19 protein-coding genes and 1 tRNA gene are annotated in these 23,417 nt (G+C 32.8%); 8 read left to right on the forward strand and 12 right to left on the reverse strand.

Annotated elements, in window-relative coordinates:
- Entirely contained in the window at window positions 1-774 is a 774-nt protein-coding gene (locus EAG11_RS19140) for a DeoR/GlpR family DNA-binding transcription regulator (protein ID WP_129540587.1), read from the forward strand.
- Here the strand turns inward: EAG11_RS19140 and EAG11_RS19145 are convergent.
- The 9 genes from EAG11_RS19145 to EAG11_RS19185 all read right to left on the reverse strand — a co-directional run bounded on the left by EAG11_RS19145 (window position 771) and on the right by EAG11_RS19185 (window position 12,011).
- Window positions 771-1,841 carry a dipeptidase gene (locus EAG11_RS19145; protein ID WP_129540588.1) on the reverse strand — a complete coding sequence of 357 codons (1,071 nt, stop codon included), beginning with the start codon at window positions 1,839-1,841 and terminating at the stop codon, window positions 771-773. The two genes, EAG11_RS19140 and EAG11_RS19145, sit on opposite strands and share 4 nt — an antisense overlap.
- A gap of 12 nt (window positions 1,842-1,853) precedes the next feature.
- Window positions 1,854-2,969, reverse strand: coding sequence for a D-TA family PLP-dependent enzyme (locus EAG11_RS19150; protein WP_129540589.1), 1,116 nt, complete (start codon window positions 2,967-2,969; stop codon window positions 1,854-1,856).
- A gap of 4 nt (window positions 2,970-2,973) precedes the next feature.
- The gene (locus EAG11_RS19155) at window positions 2,974-3,621 is read right to left on the reverse strand and encodes a bifunctional 4-hydroxy-2-oxoglutarate aldolase/2-dehydro-3-deoxy-phosphogluconate aldolase (RefSeq protein WP_129540590.1); all 648 of its coding nucleotides are present in this window, start codon (window positions 3,619-3,621) and stop codon (window positions 2,974-2,976) included.
- Between the two features lie 14 nt (window positions 3,622-3,635).
- Window positions 3,636-4,667: a sugar kinase gene (locus EAG11_RS19160; protein ID WP_129540591.1), complete on the reverse strand. Its 1,032-nt coding sequence runs from the start codon at window positions 4,665-4,667 to the stop codon at window positions 3,636-3,638.
- A gap of 11 nt (window positions 4,668-4,678) precedes the next feature.
- Window positions 4,679-5,146 carry a RidA family protein gene (locus EAG11_RS19165; RefSeq protein WP_129540592.1) on the reverse strand — a complete coding sequence of 156 codons (468 nt, stop codon included), beginning with the start codon at window positions 5,144-5,146 and terminating at the stop codon, window positions 4,679-4,681.
- Between the two features lie 5 nt (window positions 5,147-5,151).
- On the reverse strand, window positions 5,152-6,471 hold the full coding sequence (locus tag EAG11_RS19170) for a GntP family permease (protein WP_129540593.1): 1,320 nt from the start codon (window positions 6,469-6,471) through the stop codon (window positions 5,152-5,154).
- Window positions 6,472-6,657, reverse strand: coding sequence for a SusD/RagB family nutrient-binding outer membrane lipoprotein (locus EAG11_RS19175; protein ID WP_129541137.1), 186 nt, complete (start codon window positions 6,655-6,657; stop codon window positions 6,472-6,474).
- 596 nt (window positions 6,658-7,253) lie between these two features.
- Window positions 7,254-8,759 (reverse strand): SusD/RagB family nutrient-binding outer membrane lipoprotein, encoded by a 1,506-nt coding sequence (locus EAG11_RS19180; protein ID WP_129540594.1) that lies wholly within the window; start codon window positions 8,757-8,759, stop codon window positions 7,254-7,256.
- Window positions 8,760-8,777: 18 nt separating this feature from the next.
- Window positions 8,778-12,011: a SusC/RagA family TonB-linked outer membrane protein gene (locus tag EAG11_RS19185; RefSeq protein WP_129540595.1), complete on the reverse strand. Its 3,234-nt coding sequence runs from the start codon at window positions 12,009-12,011 to the stop codon at window positions 8,778-8,780.
- 482 nt (window positions 12,012-12,493) lie between these two features.
- Between EAG11_RS19185 and EAG11_RS19190 the strand changes: the two genes are divergently transcribed.
- Window positions 12,494-13,264: a nitrilase family protein gene (locus EAG11_RS19190; RefSeq protein ID WP_129540596.1), complete on the forward strand. Its 771-nt coding sequence runs from the start codon at window positions 12,494-12,496 to the stop codon at window positions 13,262-13,264.
- 1 nt (window position 13,265) lies between these two features.
- On the opposite strand, the gene EAG11_RS19195 is transcribed toward EAG11_RS19190, so the two are convergent.
- On the reverse strand, window positions 13,266-14,924 hold the full coding sequence (locus EAG11_RS19195; protein WP_129540597.1) for an Ig-like domain-containing protein: 1,659 nt from the start codon (window positions 14,922-14,924) through the stop codon (window positions 13,266-13,268).
- 232 nt (window positions 14,925-15,156) lie between these two features.
- Between EAG11_RS19195 and EAG11_RS19200 the strand changes: the two genes are divergently transcribed.
- The 6 genes from EAG11_RS19200 to dcm all read left to right on the forward strand — a co-directional run bounded on the left by EAG11_RS19200 (window position 15,157) and on the right by dcm (window position 20,639).
- The gene (locus tag EAG11_RS19200; RefSeq protein ID WP_242499202.1) at window positions 15,157-16,134 is read left to right on the forward strand and encodes a hypothetical protein; all 978 of its coding nucleotides are present in this window, start codon (window positions 15,157-15,159) and stop codon (window positions 16,132-16,134) included.
- Window positions 16,094-16,585 (forward strand): hypothetical protein, encoded by a 492-nt coding sequence (locus tag EAG11_RS22485; RefSeq protein ID WP_242499203.1) that lies wholly within the window; start codon window positions 16,094-16,096, stop codon window positions 16,583-16,585. Before EAG11_RS19200 ends, EAG11_RS22485 begins: the two co-directional genes overlap by 41 nt.
- Window positions 16,586-16,626: 41 nt before the next feature.
- On the forward strand, window positions 16,627-18,447 hold the full coding sequence (locus EAG11_RS19205) for a hypothetical protein (protein ID WP_242499204.1): 1,821 nt from the start codon (window positions 16,627-16,629) through the stop codon (window positions 18,445-18,447).
- A gap of 22 nt (window positions 18,448-18,469) precedes the next feature.
- The gene (gene mce, locus EAG11_RS19210; protein ID WP_129541138.1) at window positions 18,470-18,871 is read left to right on the forward strand and encodes a methylmalonyl-CoA epimerase; all 402 of its coding nucleotides are present in this window, start codon (window positions 18,470-18,472) and stop codon (window positions 18,869-18,871) included.
- 144 nt (window positions 18,872-19,015) lie between these two features.
- Window positions 19,016-19,089 (forward strand) — tRNA-Ile (locus EAG11_RS19215).
- Window positions 19,090-19,400: 311 nt separating this feature from the next.
- On the forward strand, window positions 19,401-20,639 hold the full coding sequence (dcm, locus tag EAG11_RS19220; RefSeq protein WP_207209606.1) for a DNA (cytosine-5-)-methyltransferase: 1,239 nt from the start codon (window positions 19,401-19,403) through the stop codon (window positions 20,637-20,639).
- Between the two features lie 150 nt (window positions 20,640-20,789).
- Here dcm and EAG11_RS19225 read toward each other — a convergent pair whose 3' ends face one another.
- Both EAG11_RS19225 and EAG11_RS19230 read right to left on the reverse strand, forming a co-directional pair.
- The gene (locus tag EAG11_RS19225) at window positions 20,790-21,998 is read right to left on the reverse strand and encodes a restriction endonuclease (RefSeq protein WP_129540599.1); all 1,209 of its coding nucleotides are present in this window, start codon (window positions 21,996-21,998) and stop codon (window positions 20,790-20,792) included.
- Window positions 21,999-22,080: 82 nt separating this feature from the next.
- Window positions 22,081-22,812 carry a hypothetical protein gene (locus EAG11_RS19230; RefSeq protein WP_129540600.1) on the reverse strand — a complete coding sequence of 244 codons (732 nt, stop codon included), beginning with the start codon at window positions 22,810-22,812 and terminating at the stop codon, window positions 22,081-22,083.
- Window positions 22,813-23,417 lie beyond the last annotated feature (605 nt).

Below are 23,417 nucleotides of genomic sequence, written 5' to 3' on the forward strand. Positions count from 1 at the left end.
ATGAATGATAATGAATTGGTGAATTATACCAAGGAAGAAAGAAAAGCTCATATTTTAAAAGAGATTAATTTGCATACCCGAGTGAGTTTTGACACACTTTCTAATCGGTTGTTTGTTTCAGAAGATACTATACGAAGAGATATAAATGAACTTGAGTCTGAGTCATTATTGATAAAAGTAAAAGGTGGGGCTATGACAAAAGCATACCATCATTCTTCGGCATCACAAACTTATGCGGGTGAATCTAAGCAAATTATCGGAAAAAAAGCAGTTGATTTACTTCATGACGGGATGGTTTTATTACTTGGTGGAGGAACGACTATTAGAGAGTTCATTCGATTAATTCCTAATGATTTGAATCTTACTATTTTTACTGTCACTGTTTTGTCTGCTGTTGAACTTTTGGACAAACCAAATGTTAAAGCCATTATGATTGGAGGAAGTATTTCTCCTTATAGTCAAATGTGTGTTAGTGGAGATGTATATCATCAGTTGTCAAGTATTAAGGTTGATTTATTAATTTTAGGGACAAATGCGCTAGATGTTGAAGGTGGTTTTTCAGATTCAGATTGGGATACTGTTCAAGTTAAAAAGGCAATGATTCAATCTTCTCGAAAAACGGCTATACTTACTATATCAGAAAAATTAGATACTGTTTTAAAGATGAAAATCGCGAGTTTACCTGAGGTTGATTATGTTATAACTGAGATAAATCCGGATGATGAAAAATTAAAACTATATAAGCAGGCCGTTCCGAGTTTGATTCTAATTTAAGACCAATTTTTCAATAAGAAGTCGATCCAGTTTTGGTGGAATATTTTTTTTAAATCTTCCTCTGTATAACCATGACTTCTAAAAATGAAAACTAGTTTTTGTAAATCGGCTATAGTGTTTAAGTCATATGGTGTTTGCTCTGTGCCAAATGCCCCATCTAGATCTGACCCTATACCAATATGATTTGTATTTCCTGCTAGTTGACAAATGTGATCCATGTGTTTAAATACAGTTTCTAGATTGCATTGTGTGCTTAATGGAGTAGAAACACCTCTTTGCCAGTTAGGAACTAACATCCATGCATCTAAGGCTCCACCAATCACAGCTCTTCTAGAAATAAGCTCGTTGATTTGATCGTCGCTATATTGCCTGTTGTGATCTACCAAGCTTCGGCAATTATTATGGCTTGCCCAGATAGGACCATTAAAATTTTCTAATGCTTGCCAAAATGCATCATCACATAAATGAGTTGCATCAAGGATAATATTTAAGCGCTCCATTTCTTTAAGCAATTCGATTCCGTTTGCTCCCATTTTTCCAGTTGAATCTGTCCCGTTGGCATAGCGACCCGGGCCATAATGTGCAGGTCCAATAGCTCTTAATCCATAATTATATGCTTTTTCAACATATGAAATGTCGATAATAGAATCTGCTCCTTCTAGGCTTAGTATATATCCGATAGGTTTCTTATCATTTGGAGTCCCATCATTCCATAATTCAATTTGTTTTTGAAGAGATTTCTTATCAGTAATAGAGAACATTTCTCCTTCTTCTTCCATAGTTTTGTACCATGCAAGTTGTGCTTGAGTTTGCGCCCAAGCTTGTTGTGGAGAGTTCCATCCAGGAATTTTACTATCGGGTTTAACAAATCTTGCAATCTGAGTAGCTACAACAATACCAATGTTTCCTTTTCTTAAGTCAGGAAACGAAACGGTAGCTTTTTCTCTATCAGGTTTGTCATTCATTCCTTTTTCTAGATGGCGTAATGTGGCTACATCATTTCTTAAATCTCTGTTCCATTCCATAGCATTCATGCTTAGGTCAAGGTGTGCGTCAAATATGAACATAATGTTGTTATTTTAAATGTTTATTTTTCTGTTGCGAGCAAGAACAGCCCACTGGTCGTGAATGTCTTGCTGAGAATTCACTATTTGAACAGTTTCGTAAAGAGCACAAGTCGGGCAAATGTGGTAAGGGATAGCATAGATGGTATCGCCTAAGTTGTAGGGTTTGTTTCCTTTGTTTTCTAATACTAAGTGTTCTTCTGAATGTGATATTGGAGTTAATTTGTCGTCGTTTAAAATGGTCAGGCGTTTGTCTAATGAATTCTCTGATGCGACAGATTTATATCCAATATCTATACATAAAGTGTTTTCTGTGGGTTTAGAAATTACTGTTCCAACTAAAACCGCCGCAGGTTTGAATTTTTGTTCTGATAAATTAGTTTGATAATTTATATCCCAGAATACAAATGTACCTGGGCTACATTCGATATTTTTTTGACTACTATAAAAAGGGAATGTATTAGATCCACCTGCAACTATCTTTAGTTTGTAACTTAGTTTTTGTTCTAATATAGAAAGCTTATCGATTATTTGGTTAAATGTATCCGATGCTTCTTTTGTTCTTTGCTCAACTGTGCCTTTTAGATGACCATCATAAATGTGCAATCCAAGAAGTTCTATATTTGATAGTTTATTTATTTCATAGATTAAATGATCCCAATTGCTTTTATAATTTACACCAGTTCTGTCCATTCCGGCATTTATATCTAGGTAAATTTTTAATGTTATATTGTTCTTTTTACCTAATTCTGATAATTCTTTTGCAGTCTCAAGGTTATCAACAATAGTAGAGAAAATAAGATTAGGATATTTCAGTAATAAAGTGATCCAGCGTTGTTGTTTTAATCCTGTGGGTTGATAGGCTAATAATATGTCTAAAACATTGTGAATTGCACATAATTCTGCTTCAGCAATAGTTGCACATTTAACCTTGTTTATTTGGTATGTTTTGTACAGATCGAGTACTTCTCCTAATTTATGTGTTTTTATATGTGGCCTCAATTTTTGAATATCTCCTTTTACGGATTCAATTAAATGCTCAATATTGTATCGAACACGGTCGGTATAAAGTGCTAAAAAAGGAGTGTCGATACGTGTTTTTTGATTTATTTCCCACCAATTATTTCCCATGTTTTTATTTTCTAGATTTTTCGACTACTGTGATTAAGTTTTTAAAAGCTTCATAGGATTTGTTATAATCCAACTGAGATAAAGTTTCTTTCGAAAACAAATGAGAGCCAATACCTACACAAACAACACCTGTTTTAAACCAAGACTTTAAATTGTTCTCTTCTAAAGTTACACCACCACTTGGCATTAGTTTTAAATTTGGAAAAGGGGCTTTTATCGCTTTTATATAATCTGGACCTCCTACCATATCTGCAGGAAAAAGTTTTACTATTTCGGCTCCTAATTTGTTGGCCTGAATAATCTCATTTAAAGTTGATGCTCCTGGAATCCAGTATAGATTATTTTTGAAGCAATAATTACCAATTTCAGGATCTGTATGTGGACATACTATACATTCGGCTCCTAGTTTATGGTATGTTTCGGCATCGTTTAAAGTTAAAATGGATCCTACGGCTAACTTAATATTTAAATTATTTGTATTTCTGAAGTTTACCATTTGAGCAAAAATTTCTTTTGCATCTGGTGAACGTGCTGCAAATTCGATGATTTTAATCCCTGAATCTGAAGCGGATTTTAGTATTATTTCAGCAGTTTTAATCCCAATTTGTGTAACTAAAGGGAGTACTCCTTGCGTTTTTAAAATATCGTACATTTTGTAACTTTGTTTTATCTATTAATTCTATTGCTTGTGCCATTCTTGATGAAATGATTTATTTCTTCTGGTGTAGTTATGGCAAAATCCCCTGTTATACTCTGTTTTATAACGCCACAAGCTGTTGCCCAATCAATACATTCCTGTCCCGACAGGTTATTTTTAAGGCTATAGAGTAATCCTGCTGTGAAGGCATCTCCTGATCCGATTTGATCAGTTACTAAATGTATTAAATATGGTTTTGATTCATAAAATGTGTCTTTATGTATCAACATACCTGAATATAAATGAGTCTGACCTTCTGATTTTCTGAAACTCATGGCAAGTGTATTCAGATATGGCATTTTCTCTTTTAGCAGCTCATAAGTTTTTATAAACCGGTCTGAATCTGAATCATTTTTGTTTGTTTTAATACCGAAATATATTTCGGTTGAATCTAAATCGGCAATAGTTACGCTACTGTAATAAAGTAATTCAGGCATAATCTCCGAAGGGTTTTTCCCATATTGCCATAGTTTAGTACGATAGTTAAAGTCGGAAGAAATTGTTATGCCTTTGCTATGAGCAGCTAATATTGCTTTTTTGCATACTAAATTAGCTTCGTTAGATACACCAGGGCTAATACCTGACCAATGAAAATGGGTAGTGTCTTCTAGTACTTTGTCCCAATTAATCTCATTTTCTTGGATTGTTGCAAAAGCCGAATTGCTACGGTCATAGATCACTTGGGATTGTCTGATTTGGTTGCCAGATTCAATGAAATATAAACCAATTCTGTCTCCTCCATAAATGCAATTTGTAGTGTCTACTTTGTATTTATGTAGTTCGTTTAATGCGAGTTGAGATAAGTCGTTGTTGGGTAAACGAGTAACGTAATTGGTTTTTATGCCTAATTGTGAAAGTAATACACAAACATTTGCTTCGGCTCCACCTATATGGATTTGCATTTCTTTGGCTTGTGTAAATCGATTGCCATGAGCTACGCCCATCCGCAATAATAACTCGCCAAATGTTGTAATTTTTGTTTGTGAAGATTCCGTTTTCATTTCAAATGGATTTAGTATAATTCAAAAATAGCTTCAACCTCTACAGGGATATTATCGGGTAACGAACCCATTCCAACGGCGCTTCTTACTCCAATTCCGTTTTCTTGTCCCCATACTTCTGCAAATAATTCACTGCAACCATTGATTACATAAGGATGTCTTAAGAAATCGGAGCTACAATTAACCATTCCGAGTACTTTGATGACTCTTTTTACTGCATTTAGGCTATCAAAATTTGTGACAATGGTAGATAACATTGTTAATCCTACTTGTCTCGCCGCAAGCTTTCCTTCTTCAATGTCCATGTCTTCTCCGATGCGACCTATAATTAATGATTTGTCATCTCTTACAGGACCATGCCCAGATAGGTATAAATATTTGCCATCTATTAAAAATGGTTTGTATATCCCAAGTGGCATTGGAGCTGGGGGTAATGTTAAGTTAAGCGTTTCAAATTTTTCTTGTGGTAATAAATTCATTGTAGTTAGTGTATAAAAGTGTTTAATATAAAAATAAAAATAATTCCAAGGATAGAAATAAACGATTCCATTACTGTCCATGATTTAATGGTATCTTTCATACTGGTGCCAAAGTATTCTTTGAACATCCAGAATCCAGGGTCGTTTACATGTGAGCACATAAGGCTACCTGCGCCTATTGAGAGAACTAACAAATTTGGATCTAGTCCTTGTAATTTTAGTAATGGTAATAATACGCCAGCTGTCATTAGTCCAGCGGCTGTAGCTGAGCCAACACAAATTCGGATTATGGCCGCAATTAGCCAAGCAAGTAAATAAGGGTGGATGTCTATTTTTATTAAAGAGTCAACAATGGTTTGGCTTACACCACTTACCATCATTATTTCTTTTAAACTTCCTGCTCCACCAATTATAAGTATTATTAAGGCAACGTCTTTGATGGCTACTGCATATTCGTCCATGATTGTTCTCATGTTTTTACCAGTGCGAACGCCTAATGTATAGGTGCAAATTATTAACGAAATTAGCATAATAATACTTGGTTCGCCTATAGTTTGACATAGTAAATTAACTTGTTCATTTTTCCAGATTAATGGAAGTATTGAGGTAATTGTTAGTCCAAAAACTGGAAATAGTGAAGATGTTATGCTAGTAAAAAAACTAGGTTTTATGTCTAAATTTATAGGTTCTTCGGTTGGGACTATGGTGTTCTTATCATCAGACTTAATGTTTTTAAGTGTGTTTGAGAATAGTAAGCCCGCAATAAGAATGGTCGGAATTGAAACGATGATTCCATAAATTAAAACAAGGCCTATGTCTGCATTTAAAATATTGCTCAACGCCATTGGCGAAGGATGAGGAGGCAGAAAGCCATGTGCTACCGAAAGAGATGCAAGCATTGGGATGGCTATGTAAACTTTGGGTAATTTAAATTGATTGGCTACAGAAAATATTAAAGGAACCAGAAGTATAAAGCCTACGCTATAAAATAAGGGAATTCCAACGATAAACCCTGTAATCATTAAGCCTAGACGAACATATTTTTCCCCTGTCCATTGCATTACGGTTTTTGCAATTACAGATGCTGCGCCAGAGGAAACGGTAAGTTTACCAATACAGGTACCAAAAATAATTATCAAGGAAATTGATCCAAGCATGTCGCCCAGTCCTTTTTGAACGGTTCCTGTTAATGATGTTATTGGCAGTCCTAATGCAAGGCCTGCTAATAAAGATGTTATGATAAAGGCAATAAAGGGATTGATTTTAAACCACGTTATTTGTAATACTAAAAAAATAATGCAAGCCGAAAGAATTAATATACTCATTTAGTTTATCTGTTTATTCCACCATATTTTTGTTAAAAAAGAATCGTTTCTTTGGCGTTTTATGGTTTCAGCTAAATTAGTGGAATTAACTGAATATTTGCCAGTTAGGTATTTTATGCGTCTTGGAATTGTGCCATTTGTAACTTTTCCTGGAAAATTAACAGGAGTTAATACCGGGTAGCCTATTCTTCTCCAATTTGATTAATACTTTGTTCGATAAAATGCTTTTTAATTGCAACATCATACATATTTACTTAATATGCTATTCCTCCAATAAATGTTAAGTAAAATAACTTTTTATTATAATTTAACTTATTTACATTGATTTAATGTTTTTTGTTGGTTTTTGATTAGCAATCAAATATATATAATTAATTTCTACATATAGCAATATTTTTGCATAATTAATGCAAAAATATTGCAGTGTTTTTTATTCTCAAAAGGCGGATGTTCGTTGAGCTGGGTGGTTTTGATGAATAAATGTGATTGGGCTAAAATCAAAAATCTTTTAAGTTAGAATTAGAGAAAATACATGGAGTTGAATATTTTCTGTATTGAAAAAAGTAGGTGGTTTTGGTTAAATTGATGTTTTTAGGATAGGTTTTATATGATTATGGGTAATTTAAATTGGTTGTTAGCAAAATGACTGTGTTGTTTTTGCGGGTTATTATTTCAAGAAAGTATTTTAAAATTATAGTGCCATCCACAATTCAAAATGAATTGTGAACGGCACTATTTCCTTGTGGTATTGGAGGTGTGTTATTTTTTAAAAGATTTTGTTTTTAGTCAACATCCCACCAAACCTTAGCTAACCAGCTGTTGTTGTCATATTTTGCACTTGCTGCTAGGAAGTTTTCTTTATTACTAGTAGATTCTTCTATTGGATAAGGCATTCTTTTAGGTATTACTCCTCCAGTTTCAGAGTTAACGTTTGTTATTGGAATTAACGTTGGGAAATTGGTTCTTCTGTAATTACTATACGCTTCCATTCCGTTTAAAAACAGAGTAAGCCACTGTTGTGTTGCAATTTCTTCTAGCTCTTTTCCAGGAGTAAGATTCTTTGTAGCTACAAAAGCTGTAACTGCATTGTCGTCGATAATACTTGCGTCTTTAAAGATAGACCATTGTCTAATTCCTGCTTCGATTCCTTTTTTGTACAAATCAGCTGTGTTTCCAGAATGTAATCCTCTAAAAGAAGCTTCTGCTAAAAGTAACATTGTTTCTGAATAGGTGAGGTGTAAATAAGGAGCGTTGTTTGCGTATAGGTAAGGTTGAAGATTAGAAAGAATGGCTCCTCCTCCTCCAGGATGATCCCATCTGTAATTGTTTGGATTTATACCTTCGTAAACACCATTGGAGTTGGGTAGAAACCATATTTTTTTTCTAGGATCGTTACCTAATGTGTTTAGTAGGATTGTTGTAGGATGGTCTACAAGATCTCCGGTTCCTTTTATTGCATGAGACATTCCGTTTCCATTTGTTAGTGCACCAGCAGTTTCTGATGGGGAAGAATCGTGTTTCATAAAGCAGTTGTCTTCGTTGCTGGTAAAAATCCCATTGGTAACCGCTTTTTGGATTTGCTCTTTTGCCAATGTGCTATTTACTTTTGATATTCTCATTGCACAACGCAATCTAATTGAGTTAATCAATTTTTGCCATTTAACTGCATCACCTGCGTAAAAAAGATCTCCTTTTATTGCGTCTGTCCCTGATTGCATTTGAGATTGAGCTTCGTCTAAAAGTTTAAAGAAATCAGTATAGATGTCTTCTTGATTATCATATTTTGGGTAATAAATTTTACCATAATAGCCTAATCCTGCTTGAGAGTATGGAACATCTCCATACGTATCTGTCAAACGTTGAAAAACCATTACTTTTAATGTTTTCGCAACAGCATTTATTTTAGTGTATTCAGCTTTCCCATCTGTTCTTTCAAGTACATCTATTAGATTACGTACAATTCCGCCTCCATAATTAGAATTCCAAAGTGCGCCTTGATATTCGCTACTTGAGATGTAGAACGAACCGTAATTAGCTACACTCCAAGAGCCACCAAGATGTTGTATAAATCCTTCACCATAGATGAGGTTGGCTCTCCATTGTTCAAACCAACCACCCGATAGTGCAGCTTCTACTCCAGTAAGTTGTATAGAAGGATCTATGCTTACGAAGGCTTCAGGATTGGTGTTTTTGTCTCTAAAAAGTTCGTCATCGGCACAATTAATTGAGGTAAGTAGTAAAACTGCACCTAATATGTATATTGGCAATTGTGTTATATGTTTTTTCATTTTGATGAAATTAGGTTGTTAGAAAGATAATTGTAAGTTGAATCCATATGATCTTCTGTAAGGTAAAGAACCGTATTCAAAACCTTGTCCGTTACCACTTGTATAGGTAGATTCAGGATCTATATTTGGAACTTTTGAGTAGATAGTCCATAGGTTTCTTGCAATAACAGAAAATTTAAATTTATCGAATCCTGTTCCTTTTAACCATTTTTTTGGAAAATCATAACCTAAAGTAACTTCTCTTAATTTTACATAAGAAGCATCATAAATAAAAGGCTCAGCAGTAGCGTTGTCGCCATATAAACTTCTCCAATAGGTTTGTGGGTTTACTGGAGTTGTGTTGTTTTCGTATCCAGTTACATTACCATTACTGTCTTTGATTTCCTTAACACCATCTACAATAAGTCCAGCTGTTGGAATTAATTGTGCTATATCTGCTGGTGTTTTTCCTGCGGCAATTTGCTCACCATACCAAGCATTGTATTCATCTCTTCCTTCTAATGTTAGGTTGGATAATCCAGTATTGGCTGCATTTGCATTGGTCATTGAATACATTTTTCCTCCAAACTTCATGTCTATGTTGGTTCTTAGACTGATTCCTTTATATGAAAATTCATTGGTAACTCCACCAATCCAGTCTGGAGCTACTCTTCCTAGGTTTTCATATGTCTGTGTTAATAAAGGATTTCCATTTGCTCCGATGATAACTTTTCCATCAGGTGATCTTTGAAATTTTCTACCATAAATTTCTGTAGAACTTTCTCCTACTTTAGCTATAATTTGAGCTCCTGCCCATCTTGCGTTAGATACTATTTGAGTATCTGTATCGCTTGTTAATTCTAATAGTGTATTTTTGTTTTTTGCAAAGTTTAAGGTTATATCCCAATTAAAACCGTTTGGATTTCTGAATATTCCTGCTTTTAGCAAAGCTTCGATACCTTTATTCTCAACTGTTCCTGCATTTGCATTAGCACCTACGAAACCAGATGTTTGTGAAGTATTTAAAACAATTAGTTGGTCTTTTGTTTTGGTGTAATAATAGGATAAGTCTAGTTCTAAACGATTTTTGAAGAATCCTAAATCAGCTCCAACTTCATAGCTGGTTGTGAATTCGGGTTTTAGAGTGTTGTTTGGAATGATGTTATTTGCAACCGATCCAATTGGATTTCCTAATAAAGGTTTTGCTTGCATGTTGTAAGTAAGTGCTGTTGCATAAGGTGTTTCTAGTGCTTTTGCAGTTCCTGCCCATGAAGCTCTAATTTTTCCAAAATTTAGCACGCCACTATTCATGTCTAAACCTTCAGTAAAGATGAAACTTGTTGATACAGAAGGGTAGAAAAACGAATAGTTATTGTTGTAATCAGAGCTAGAAGCAGAAGCAAGTGTTGAGTTCCAGTCATTACGGCCTGTAAAATCTAAAAATAAATAATTTTTATAATTTGCTCTTAAATAAGAATATAAAGATCTTACTAATATTTCGTCATTGGTTTTTGGATTTAAAACACTTGATAAGAAATTAGATTGTTTGTTTTGTCCATTAATAATCATATCAGTAAGTGTACTCCCAGTAAAGATTCTTTGAGAGTTTCTTTGATTAGCACCAACTCCTAGAGAGATATTAAAATCGCCTATTGATTTTTGGGCATTTAATAACGCTTCGGTGTTATATTCTTGAAATGTAATAGTGTTGTTGATTAAAGAACCATTTTGTCTCCCTGGCCATGTTGTTCCTGCGTTTACAAAATCTGAAGATGTAAATGTGAATCGGTCAATTCCAGCTCTTCCTGTTGCGCTTAACCAATCCGTAATGGCATATGTTGCACTGAAATTGGCTATTATTCTATTTTTTTCAGTTTCGTTTTTGTTTTCATTTAATACAAAATAAGGATTTAATCGGTATGCGTCCGAGTTCCAAGGGTAATAATTTCCATTTTCGTCTTCATAGTTTTTTAACCATGCTTGATCAATATTAGGAGCTAGTGCGGCTACAGATAAACCAAGGTTGCTAGCGTCATCTCCTAAAGAAGGTCTGTTATTAGTGTCTTCTATAATGTAGCTGAATTTAGCATCTATTGTAAGTTTCTTTATCTGAGAATTTACACCCAATGTAAATGTGTTTCTTTTTAAATCACTTTTTGGTATAACATCAGTAGCGTTTAGATTAGAATAGCTTGCGCGGAAAGTTGTGTTTTCACCACCACCAGAAAGACTAAAGCTGTTATTAACGGTAACACCAGTTCTAAAAAAATCTTTTATGTTGTTTTCTACGTGCTGATACGGTTTGTATGAACCATCAAAAATTCTTACCATAACATCTGGAGATCCAAATTTAGGTCCCCAAGCACTTGTGGTAGCATTTTGGCTATTCTTTATGTCATTGGTAAGGGGTAGTCTTCCATTTGATCCAGTACCATATTGAGTTTGGTAGTCTTCATATTTAGTACTAATCTGGTCAAAAGTTGTTGTGCTGTTCCATTCCGTTTTTAAAGAGTTTCTTTTTCCTTTTTTTGTTGTAATAACAATTACTCCATTGGCACCACGTTCTCCGTAAAGTGCACTGGCAGCTCCTCCTTTTAGGACAGAAATGTTTTCGATGTCATCAATGTTTATGCTTGATAATCCATCTCCGTTGTCTACTCCTTCGGCATATCTTCCGGATTTAGAATCTGTAATTCCTGCTAATCCTGTGTTTCCTAGAGTAACTCCGTCTACAATGTATAGTGGTTGATTGTCGCCACTAATAGATCTGTTACCTCTTATAACAACACGTGAGCTACCGCCTATACCAGCTGTAGTTTGTGAGATGTTTACACCAGCAACTTTTCCGTATAATGATTGAGCGAGACTTAATGTTGGGTTATCGGCTAATTCTTTTCCTTTTACATCTTGAAAAGAATAACCAAGTTCTTTTTTCTCTCTTTTTATTCCTAAGGCTGTAACTACAACTCCAGAAAGGACTGTTGCAGCAGCTTCTTTTAGTTGTACGTCAATAGTGTTGGAATCACCTATAAGTATATTTTGAGTTTCTAGTCCGAGGAAAGAGATTGTTAGTGTTTTTCCTTTTTGCGCTTCAATAGAAAATTTTCCATCAAAGTCGGTGGTCACGCCTCTTCTTTCATCTTTTACCGCTATTGATGCGCCTGGTAGTGTAATACCGTTAGAGTCGGTGACAGTTCCTTTTATTGTCTTTACTTGTGCTAGGGTAATTTGCACAGTAAACAAAAACATAATTATTAAAATTGTTTGTTTCATTGTATGGTTTTTTTGTTAGTGTATTATAAATTATTGGTTGTTATATTCTATAATTCTACCTAATAGTATCAATGAGTTTTTGTTTGATTCTTTTTAGGGGGTCATGCTATTTGTTTTATAATAGCTTTGGTAAAAAAGATATTGTGGTAATGAGTTTGGTTAAGTGGTTATTAGATTTTTTTGCAAGTTTTTTTGCAGAGTTCAACAAAGGGGGTGGTTTTAAAATTTTTGAGGCAGGGTAGTTTTTCTCTCATGATTTAAAGATTTTTTGGTTTTTATTAATTGCCAAATATATAATTAATTCTCATTGATTGAAATTTTTTTGCAAAAATATTGCAAAAATATTGCAATATTTTTTTTGATAATGTTTTTTTATTCCCAAAATAGCGGTGTTTATTGAGTTGAGTGTTTTTTTTAAATGGCAATGTTTATATTTGGATTTGATAAAAAATAATAATTTTAAAAAGAGTATTTTTACAAATATGAAAATAGCACTAATTCAATCTGTCCTTCATTGGGAAAGTCCTGAGAGAAATCGAAATCATTTTGAACAAATAATCAATGGAATAAAAGAAGCCGTTGATTTGATAGTAATGCCAGAAATGTTTTCTACGGGATTTACTATGAATCCGTCACAGGTAGCTGAAACGATGCAAGGAAAAACTGTTTTGTGGATGAGGTCATTAGCTAAAGCTAAAAAAACAGCAATTACTGGAAGTTTGGTAATTGAAGAGAATGGCAATTTTTATAACAGATTGTTATTTGTTTTTCCTTCGGGTGAATTGCAACATTATGATAAGCGTCATTTGTTTACCTTGGCAGGTGAGGATAAAGTATATACAAAAGGGACACGGAAATTAATCGTAGATTATCTGGGTTGGGAAATTTGTCCACTTATTTGTTATGACCTTAGGTTTCCTGTTTTTTCTAGAAATGCAGAGTCCTACGATTTAGTTTTATATGTAGCCAATTGGCCTAAAATACGCACTAATGCATGGGATACATTGCTGAAAGCACGCGCTATCGAAAACGTATGTTATTCGATAGGAGTAAATAGAGTAGGACTTGATAATCATCAATTTGAACACAATGGACATTCGCAAGCCATCGATTTTCTAGGAGAATATTTAATTAAGCCTCAGGAAGTAGAAGGTGTTTTTATTGTTGAATTAGACAAGGAAAAAATGAATGAGACAAGAAAAAAACTAGCCTTTTTAAATGATAAAGATAGTTTTACAATCGAAGGATTGTAATTTATTTCTTTTTATCTGTTTTCTTTTTTTCAGGTTCAGGGGTGTAGGGAATGCTCAAGTCGAAAACTTGTTCAACATCCCAATTGGCTCGAACATCGACCTCTTTTGAGAAATAAATTACTTCTTCGGCATACTTCTTTTCTAAGAAACTCCCGGGGTCGTATTGTTTGTTTTTATTGTCATCATAAATTGCACGAAGTGTAAATAATGTAGGTTCCAAAAGATTGAATTCTATTTTTGTAGTACCTTCAGTGTATTCGCTGGCAAGGACTTTTTCTCCCTTTTTATCGGTTAGTTCTATGATTACAGGAAAACGTTTTACGTTTCTTAAATCAAGAGTTAGATTTCCGTAATCGGCAGTAGTTCTAGTGCTTAAATTGTATTTTAGAGTGTCGTTTGTTTTTTCATAAAAATCATTTAGTGCTCCAGGCAAAAGAGTGAATGAGTACTTTTCTGATGGTTCTTTTTTAAAGTCGAAGAATAATTTTTGGTTAAAATCATCATATTCTATTTTGTAAGGAACAGCGATAGAATCTTTATTTATTAATTTTATTTTAGATTCATCAAAGCGTACTAAAGGAGTTGCGCTTTCTAATGTAAATCGATCTCTAAAATGTATGGTTCCGTTTTGTATTGCGCTTATATTTAAAGTGTCTTTCTTTTGATCTCTTACTTTAAAAGTGTAGTTTTTATTATAAGACCCTCTGTTTATTTCCATCGATAATGAATCCGCTTTTAATGGTTTGTACCATATTTGTAAGGAATCTTTTTTAGGAAATTGAGTAACGATAGAAGGAATAATTTCGCCATTGTTTTTCAATGTGATTTTTGGTCTCAAATTTTTGAAATCTTGTTTTCCGTCATATCCCACAATTAATCTGTTTCCAGAAACTTGAGCAGGTTTGTGCGTTTTTAAAGGGAGTATTTCTTTAAATAATTCCAATTCGTAAATAGTGTCATTAGGAATGGTAATAGGGTGCTTTATGAAGCCTATTTTGTCGTCTTTAGGATTGAATTTATTATTGTTTCCTTTGTCTTTTAAAGCAACCAAAAGGTATTTCCCTGCTTTTAAATTCTCTAATCTAAATGTTTTTAAGCTGTCTAATGTATTGGTGATATAGCGTGGGTTTTCTTTGTAAACAACAGAATCCTTAAAGGTGTCGTTTATTTCGTATAGCATCACAGATACAAATGAATCTGCTTCTTTATTATAAGCATCTTTTATTTTTCCGCCTAGAGCCAAAGAATCTATATAAGTTCCTGTAGAGAAGATGTATTTAAATTGGTTGTATGGATTTCCTTCGTTATTGTCGGTAATACTTTGTCCAAAATTAAAACTATAAGTGGTGTTCGGCTGTAAAGTGTCAATTATCTTTATGTTGATAAATTTGCTTGCCGAAGTTGGAGTTATGATAGGCTCGTTTTTCATTGGTGGCGAAATTATCAATTGCTTATTTGCGTTTTTTAATTTCACATATTCATCAAAAGTTAGTTTTATAGTGTTTCCTTTAAATTCTGTACTGAAATTTTTAGGAAAACTAGATTCTAAAACGGGGGCAAGGGTATCTTTTAATCCACCAGTTATACTTCCGCGTTTAGCGCAACTTACAAGAAATAAGGTTAATAAAAAGAAAATATATTTTGAGTTGCTTTTCAACATAATGGGTTTGAATTTTGAATCCACAAAATAACAATTATATTTGCTTTAATTGAAACTTTTTATCGAATTATTAGGACTTGTTATTTTATTCAAAAATATAAAGAGTTGGACCATTTTTTTATTTGTTTATAGAAAAACACAACCAAATTTTACTGATAAAATAAAATGTATTCTTACATTTGACAGAGATATAATTTAGAATATTTTGAAACTTCGCATTATTTTTTGTGTTTTGTCTTTGCTATTAATTTCATGTAATAAGCAAGAAAAGCCAGTAGCTGCTTTTTATTATTGGAAGACAATCTTTAAGCTGTCTGTACAAGAAAAAGAAGCTTTGCAACAAAACGAAATCAGTAAGATTTATATTCGATATTTTGATATTGATTTACATCCAAAAACACAAGAGCCATTTCCTTTGAGCCCAATTCATTTCGAAAATAAAACAGAAAACTTAGAGGTTGTTCCTGTAATATACATCAAAAACAAAGTGATGTTAAAAAAAGAAATAGATGTTGAGGATCTGGCGAAAAAGACATTCGATTTTATAGAATTAGTAAATAATAAAAATGGGATTTCTTGTCAGGAAATCCAAATCGATTGCGATTGGACTTTGGCCAGTAAATCGAATTATCTGAAATTCATTGAGTCTTTTAAGAAGATATCGCATAAAAAACTCTCGGCTACGATACGATTGCATCAGGTTAAGTATTTTGAAAAAACCAAAATTCCCAATGTTGATTCAGGAGTATTGATGTATTACAATATGGGAACAATAGCGCCTGATTCGCTAAATTCAATTTATGATAGAAGAATAGCGAAACGATACATAAAGAGCTTAAAAAAATATCCATTACCACTAGATTTTGCGTTACCTATTTATTCATGGGCTATCCATATCCGAGACAATAAAGTAATAGGGTTGAAAAGTAAAATAGATATAAGAGAGCTGAAAAAAGATACTAATTTTGTGCAAAAGCAAAAGAATTATTTTGTTGTAAAGCATTCAAATTATAAAAAAGGATCTTTCTATAAACAAAATGACATTTTAAAAGTAGAGGCAATATCTAAGGATGATTTGCTTGAAATGGCTTCCGACTTAGAGGAGAATACAGCTCAATATCCTAAAGAGATTATTTTTTACGACTTAGACGAATTCAATTTAATAAATTATGAAAAAAATATTTTTAAACAAGTTCTTTCTTGTTTCTAGTGGTGTTTTATTATTTGCTTATGGTGTAATTTATGCTTGTGGTGGTGGCGATGATTGGGGAATGGGTTATAGTTCAAATTTTACACCAGAAACCTTTGTAGAGAAATCGTATAGACCTTTGTTTCTATCTGGGGAAGTTTTTTATGGGATTGGTTTTGATACCGAGCATAATTCTAGATTTAATAATGATATTAAATCAGATTGGAGTACTTATCTAAAAACTAAAGTTGATACTGCAACGGTAAACTATTTTTTGATAGGTGATGAAACAAATAGATATTCTTATGATAATGAGAAGGCTTCAAAATACAAGGATGAAATTACGCAACTTCATGTTTTTTTTAAGACCAAAAAAAATAATCAAGCCTCTTTAAAATGGGGTAAGAAAATGAATTTGAAAGATGATAAAATAAAGGCTTTTGTTGAATTTTTATATTTGGCACAAAAATAGAAACAGTTTCAGTTGGAGAGAACTATTGGAGCTACGAACCTGTGGCGACTAAAACTTTTGATGATTTTAAATTGATTCAATCTATCGAAAATGTATATAATACTATATCAGATCCATTTTTGAAAAACAGGTATTGGTTCCTTACTATGAAAGCTTATTTTTATAGTAGTAATCAACAAAAAGCAATTACTTTTTTTAATAAAACAGAAGCTTCAGTACCTAAAAATGTGCTGTATTATCGTGCGCTATCTTATGTGGCAGGAATAAATCATCAGCAAGGAAAATATTCGACATCTAACTATTTATATGCACAAGTATTTGATAAATGCCCAGAAATGAGAGTCGTTACGGCTTATAGTTTTCGTCCGGAAAATGATGCTGATTGGAATAAATCCTTAGGTATGGCTAAAAATAATAAAGAAAAAGCTGCGCTTTGGGCAATTCATGGGTATTATAAAGATGAGGTGCAGGCTATTAATAAGATTTATGATTTAGAACCTAAAAGTGAGCATTTAAATTATTTACTAACGAGATTGGTTAATCAGCAGGAGCAAGGGATTAATAATTCATTTGAAATAAGTACGAATGATGATCAGCCATCAAAAAAACAAACAGTAGCAGAAAATAAAGAAACAAATAAAAGTAAAATTGATGTAAAAGCATTCGATCTAGTTTCAAAAATTGCTACAGCAGGAAATACAGAGAAACCTTATTTGTGGGATATTGCTTTGGGTTATTTACAGACATTAAAAAGTGATTTTGCTAAAGCAGATGCGAATTTTGCTAAAGCTGAAAAAACAATGCCTAAAACTGAATTAGCAAACAATCAACTTAGATTGCTTCGATTTGTTAATAACATGAGTAAAATAGACAAATTGAATTCTAAGAACGAAAAAACTATTCTTAAAGATTTAAATTGGTTGTATAAAGAGCTTCCGAAGCAACATGTGGGCGATTTTCGTTATGATAATGCTTCTAGCTGGAGCAAAATGTATTTAGCGACGCTTTATAAAGAACAGAAAAATTATGTAATGGCGGAGGTATTTACCAGTAATTCTGTTTATGGCTATTGGGGAGAGGGGAATTCTTTTTATGATGTTGAAAAGAATTTATTAGGAATGAAAGAGTTTTTATCAAAGCAAGATAAAACAGAAATAGAAAAAATAGGTGCTGGTATTTATAATTTGAATTTAAATAATATTAATAATTTTCAGGCTGTAAAGGCGACCTATCAGAATAAAATACCCGAGGCAATAGCTTTTATGAAGCAAACTGACACATTGCAAAATGCAGTATTTTACGGAAATCCATTTAATGGAAGTATTAAAGATTGTCATGATTGTGATCATGCTATGCCTCAGAAAAAGAAGTATTCTCAAATAGAATTCTTAACTACAATAAATGCAATGCAGGACAAATTGGCTAAAAATGAAGATGTATATACAAGCAGTTTGTTGTTAGGAAATGCATTTTATAATATTACTCATTTTGGGAATGGAAGAAGTTTTTATGAAATCTCAATTGTCGGTTATGGTTCTAGTCCATATTCATTTAGAGATTCTATGAAAAAAATGATAACAAATTGTTCATTGCCTAAAATGTATTATCAAAAAGCGCTGGAAGCAGCTACTACAAAAGAGCAAAAAGCAAAATGTGTTTATATGTTGGCAAAATGCGAGCGAAATGAATATTATAATAAAAAGTATAATTCGGTGACAAATTGGTGGACTGCAGATCAGGATCAGATAAATTTCTTGGCATGGAATAGTTTTAAAATATTGAAAAAAGATTATTCGGATACAAAATATTACCAGGATGTAATTGCTGAATGCGGTTATTTTAATACGTATATAAATCAGTAAGTTTAAAAACCAAATTAAGATGATGAACAAAATAGAGCACATAGGAATTGCAGTTAAAGATATAGAGGTTTCGAATCTTTTATTTGAAAAGCTTTTGGGAGTTTCTGCTTACAAGTCTGAAGCGGTGGAAAGCGAAGGGGTTATTACTTCGTTTTTTCAAACAGGACCTAATAAAATAGAACTTCTTGCGGCAACCAACCCAGATAGCCCTATCGCTAAGTTTCTTGAAAAAAAGGGAGAAGGGATTCATCATATTGCATTTGATGTTTTAGATATCGTTGCAGAGGTGGAACGCTTAAAGCATGAAGGTTTTGTGGTTTTGAATGAAGTTCCGAAGAAGGGAGCCGACAATAAACTCGTTGTTTTCTTGCATCCTAAAAGTACAAATGGTGTTTTAATAGAGTTATGTCAAGAAATTAAATAATTCTGAGCATTTATGGGTGGAATTAGATGCTTAAAAATCAGTTAGTTTCGAATTTTCGAAAAATAATAATGAAATTAACGTAAAAATCATGTCTAAATATTTGCTACAAATGGAAAATAGTGGTAATATTGCAAACTCAAAACCGGTCCTATAGCTCAGCTGGTTAGAGCACCTGACTCATAATCAGGTGGTCCCTGGTTCGAGCCCAGGTGGGACCACAGTTAATACTTAAAAAGCCTTTACAGCAATGTAGAGGCTTTTTTTGTGGGGTAAACTCAAATTAATCAAGATATTGAGAAATAGATGGTTTTAAAATAATCTAGGATTAGGTTCAGAAGTTGGGGATTAAGCAAAAAGATTAGATGATCTGAATAAGAAGAAATCCACTTTTCGTAGATCAATACGAAGACCTGTGAACCTGTAAAAATTATTGGTGTTGAAACGTAAAGCCAGAATATCTATTTTATTTATTTAATTCTTTATCACAAATTATTGTCATAAATTGCAGCATTAATTTTAGAGTGGAAAAATGGAGGTAATTGAAAGAATAAGTATTGATGAATTTGATGAAAAAAAATATCTATCAAAACTTGTTGGACCATTCGATAAGGCTGTATTAACCCATTACTTGCATAATTACGGAGACAACGATGTTTCAAAGCATTATGAGAAAGATGCTATGAAAGTTTTAAATAATTTTGTTCAATACAAACAAGACGAAGAGCAAGTTAAGGTGGTTGCTGAAGATGTTTTGGAACAATTACTTTTTGAAGTAAAAAATGCATCATTTCCGACTCCAAAAAAAAGTACATTTAAATTTATTGATCTTTTTGCAGGAATTGGGGGGTTTAGACTTGCTATGCAAAATGTAGGAGGTAAATGTGTTTTTACAAGTGAGTGGGAGTTAGGTGCTCAAAAAACATATAGAAAAAATTTCGGCGAAGCTCCGTTTGGAGATATTACAAATGAGCAAGTAAAAAATTACATTCCACAGGAATTTGATGTTTTGTGTGCGGGTTTTCCTTGTCAAGCGTTTTCTATTGCAGGAAATCAAAAAGGTTTTGCTGATACAAGAGGGACGTTGTTTTTTGATATCGAACAAATTGTTCTTAAACACAGGCCGAAAGTTGTTTTTTTGGAGAATGTGAAAAATTTAGTTTCTCATGATAAAGGGAATACATTTAAAACTATTATCGATATTCTAGAAAAAAAATTGGGCTACAAAGTTTATACAAAAATTTTGAATTCAATGACACACGCCAATGTGCCACAAAACCGTGAGAGAATCTTTATAGTTGCATTTGATCCGAATCAAGTAAAGCATTTTTCGGATTTTAAGTTTCCGTCGGAGATTAAATTAACAAAAACGATCCATGATATTTTAGAAAAAGGAAAGCAAGCAGAAAATTTGTATTACAGCAAGGATCATGCTTATTTTCCAGAGCTTGAAAAAGCAATGACTTCAAGAGATACGGTTTATCAATGGCGTAGAGTTTATGCGAGAGAAAACAAAAGTAATGTTTGTCCAACATTAACCGCAAATATGGGTACAGGAGGGCATAATGTTCCTCTTATTAGAGATGAATTTGGAATCAGAAAACTAACGCCAAAGGAGTGTTTTTTATTTCAGGGTTATCCAGAAAATTATGTTTTGCCAAGTTTAGCAAATAGTAAGCTTTATATGCAGGCTGGAAATTCTGTAACGACAACTTTGATAGAACGAATTAGTGATGAAATCATAAATGTTTTGATTCATTCGCAGAAATAAAAATTGAATAAAAAAACAGAAGACTGTGATTTAATGTGCTTCTGTGTTAATAACAATATTTATAAAGTAATAGCGCTTTCTTTGTTTTAAGAAAGCGCTATTGTTTTGTTTGGATTTTAGGGAATGGGCGAGTTGTTTTTGGAGGTTTTTTTAAGCTAGATCTTCTTTGCTTTTTTCCATGAATTTTTCGTATTCGTCTAAAGGGGTAAAATCAATGAAGTATTCATCGCTACTTGATTTTGTAATTTTTACACTGTCATATCCAATTTCCTTGAGCTTGTCGTAGGTTAGAATTTCCCCTTCGGCTAAGGCAAAAATTTCTCTTAAAATCCAATTAGACATGGCATTGTTTGGGTTTGTCATTAACGCTTTACTATCTTGTTGGCAAACTTTTGCAGAAAAAACATTTCCGTTTGGAATTTTTAAATTAAAAACAGAGTCTTTATTTGGGAAAAAATCAGGAGCGTTGTTTCTGGTCTCTGCTGGTATGGATATATATACTTCTCCAAAATCTCTGGTTCTTCCTCCTGCATTCCATTGATTCAGCTGACTTTTTAGCGGAACAATAGGCTCTTTTGAGAGTTTTTTTGCATTGGGAGAATATAGAGGTAGTATTACATAGTCTTTAAATGGTATAAGTTCATCCTGTGTAAGTTGACCAATAGAGCTGCTTATTTCATTTTTGTTGATGAATTTAGTGCTCATTTGTGAGTCAGGCTTCACTAGATCTAGTAATACACTAATGGGGTCTTTAAGTATTTCAATGTCAATTTTAATGTGCTCTTTAGGGACGACAAAGCGCTTCATTAAAACACTTTTAGATATGTTGAAATTGTATTCGTTTAATGAATCTTTAAATTTTAAAGAAGTTTTGTTCTCTGCAATTATTTCTATTGATGCTTTGTCTATTAGATCATAAGGGATCTCGAAAATTTTTAATTCAAGTTTGTCTCTGCCTATTATGTGATAAATCCTGTTAGTTGTTTTGTAAGATCTGTCGGCAAATTTGATTCTTTCATTTCTACAGTCGGCTAGCTTGTTTGCTAAGTCCATTCCTTTTAAAAGTCTTAATTCGGTGCTAAGTGAATTAAATTCGGCAACTTTTTCTATTTTAGAATTCCCGGATAAGATGAATGTTTTAATACCAATTCCGCATCCATTTATAATTGCATCATAGGCAACATCAGCTCTGGCTAAATTCTCGGCAGCAAAGGCTTCGCAAAATGCATTTTCGGCTACCCGGTATTGAATAAATGGCTTTTCGGAGGAGCTAAATAAATTAGAAAATGCACCAATAGCTTTTAATGAGTTGGTATATTTTTTAATATTTTGTTCAGATTGTGTTTTTAAAAATAACATTTATTTAGTTTTGAAAGTAAAGTTTCTCTTTGAGGTTTTTCTGAGTATAAGATTGGTCAAAAAAATTAAAGAAAAGGGTTTGTTATTCCTTTAAAGAGGAATGTAGGACTTCTATTGCTCGTAAATTCCCTGTTTGAATATAGTAATTTTCAGCATCCATCTTTGTTTTTTTATTTAAATTAGAATTTTGAGGAAGGATATATTGGTTGTTGATTATGTGCTGAATGGTTTTTATACTACAACATCCAGGGATATCATATAGCCACTGAAAGGATTGTATTTCTTTTAGGTATAATTCTTTAACAATAGGTAGAGCATTTAGCATCGATTTTATATTGGGTTTTATTCTTACTAACACAAAGAAATCATGAGTAGATGTTGCTTCTTTGTTATTGATATTTGGTAAGTATCTTCCTTGGTTGTCCCAATCTTTTGTTTCTAGAAGTAAAAGATTCGAAAAAAATGCAGCTGATTTTATGCAAATAGATTTTTCATTCGATTTTAAATCTGTATCATCCCAAATTTCCTTACCGCTAATGCTAAAATCGGGTTCTTCAACAGGGATGCCAGCATTTTTTAAATTTTCATAAACTATAATTTCAGCTATTTTTCCTTGAAAAGTATTCTGGAATATCTCTGTTTTGTTTCGGTTTATTACCCCTCCAGATCTGTGTTCTCGATGATATCCTAAGCCGAAAGCCATTTCATAAGCAAATTCAAAAGCTTTTGTTACTGAAGATATTGATATATTACTGCCTTCAAATTCCTTTTTTGAAGAAGTATGGTAATTATTATTATCTTTAATAAGTTTCATTATCTTTTATGTTAGGTATAAGTAGCTGTATGATTTATCTAGAGATTCGTTTTTGCTAGAGTTAGGAACCGCCAAATAGATTTTGATTCAGTGGAAAATATATTCTTGTGTTATTGATTGCTTAGAATTCATAACAATATACATCTTTTTGCATAGAGGTGAAAATAAATACCTATTTTTTGATTGTAAATTATCTATAAAGGCTGATGGGTATAAAGTTATTTACAGTTGATTTATAGTGGTTTGAAGTTTTTTTGATGGTTTTTTTTGTAAGCTTTTTTTTATTATAGGTGTTGTTGCTTTATTTAAAAAAGGTTACATTTGTTATAGATAAATTTTCCGTTTTATAGTCCCCAGTATTAAATAGTTAAAATTTATTATGAAGATCAACCTACAAAAGTTTTTAGTAATTGTACTGGTTTTGCTAGGTCCGGTTTATGGTCTTGCGAATACGCCCCCTCCGGCTCCACGAAGGCCTCCGCCTCCGCCGCCTGGTGATCGCGTGCCAATTGATGAAAATCTCATGGTATTGCTTATCATGGCATTATTATTTGGAATTTATATAATATATAAACATAGGTTAAAACAAAAAACTCCAGCATAAA

Origin of the sequence: Flavobacterium sp. 140616W15 (genome assembly GCF_003668995.1) — a bacterium.
Classification (GTDB): domain Bacteria; phylum Bacteroidota; class Bacteroidia; order Flavobacteriales; family Flavobacteriaceae; genus Flavobacterium.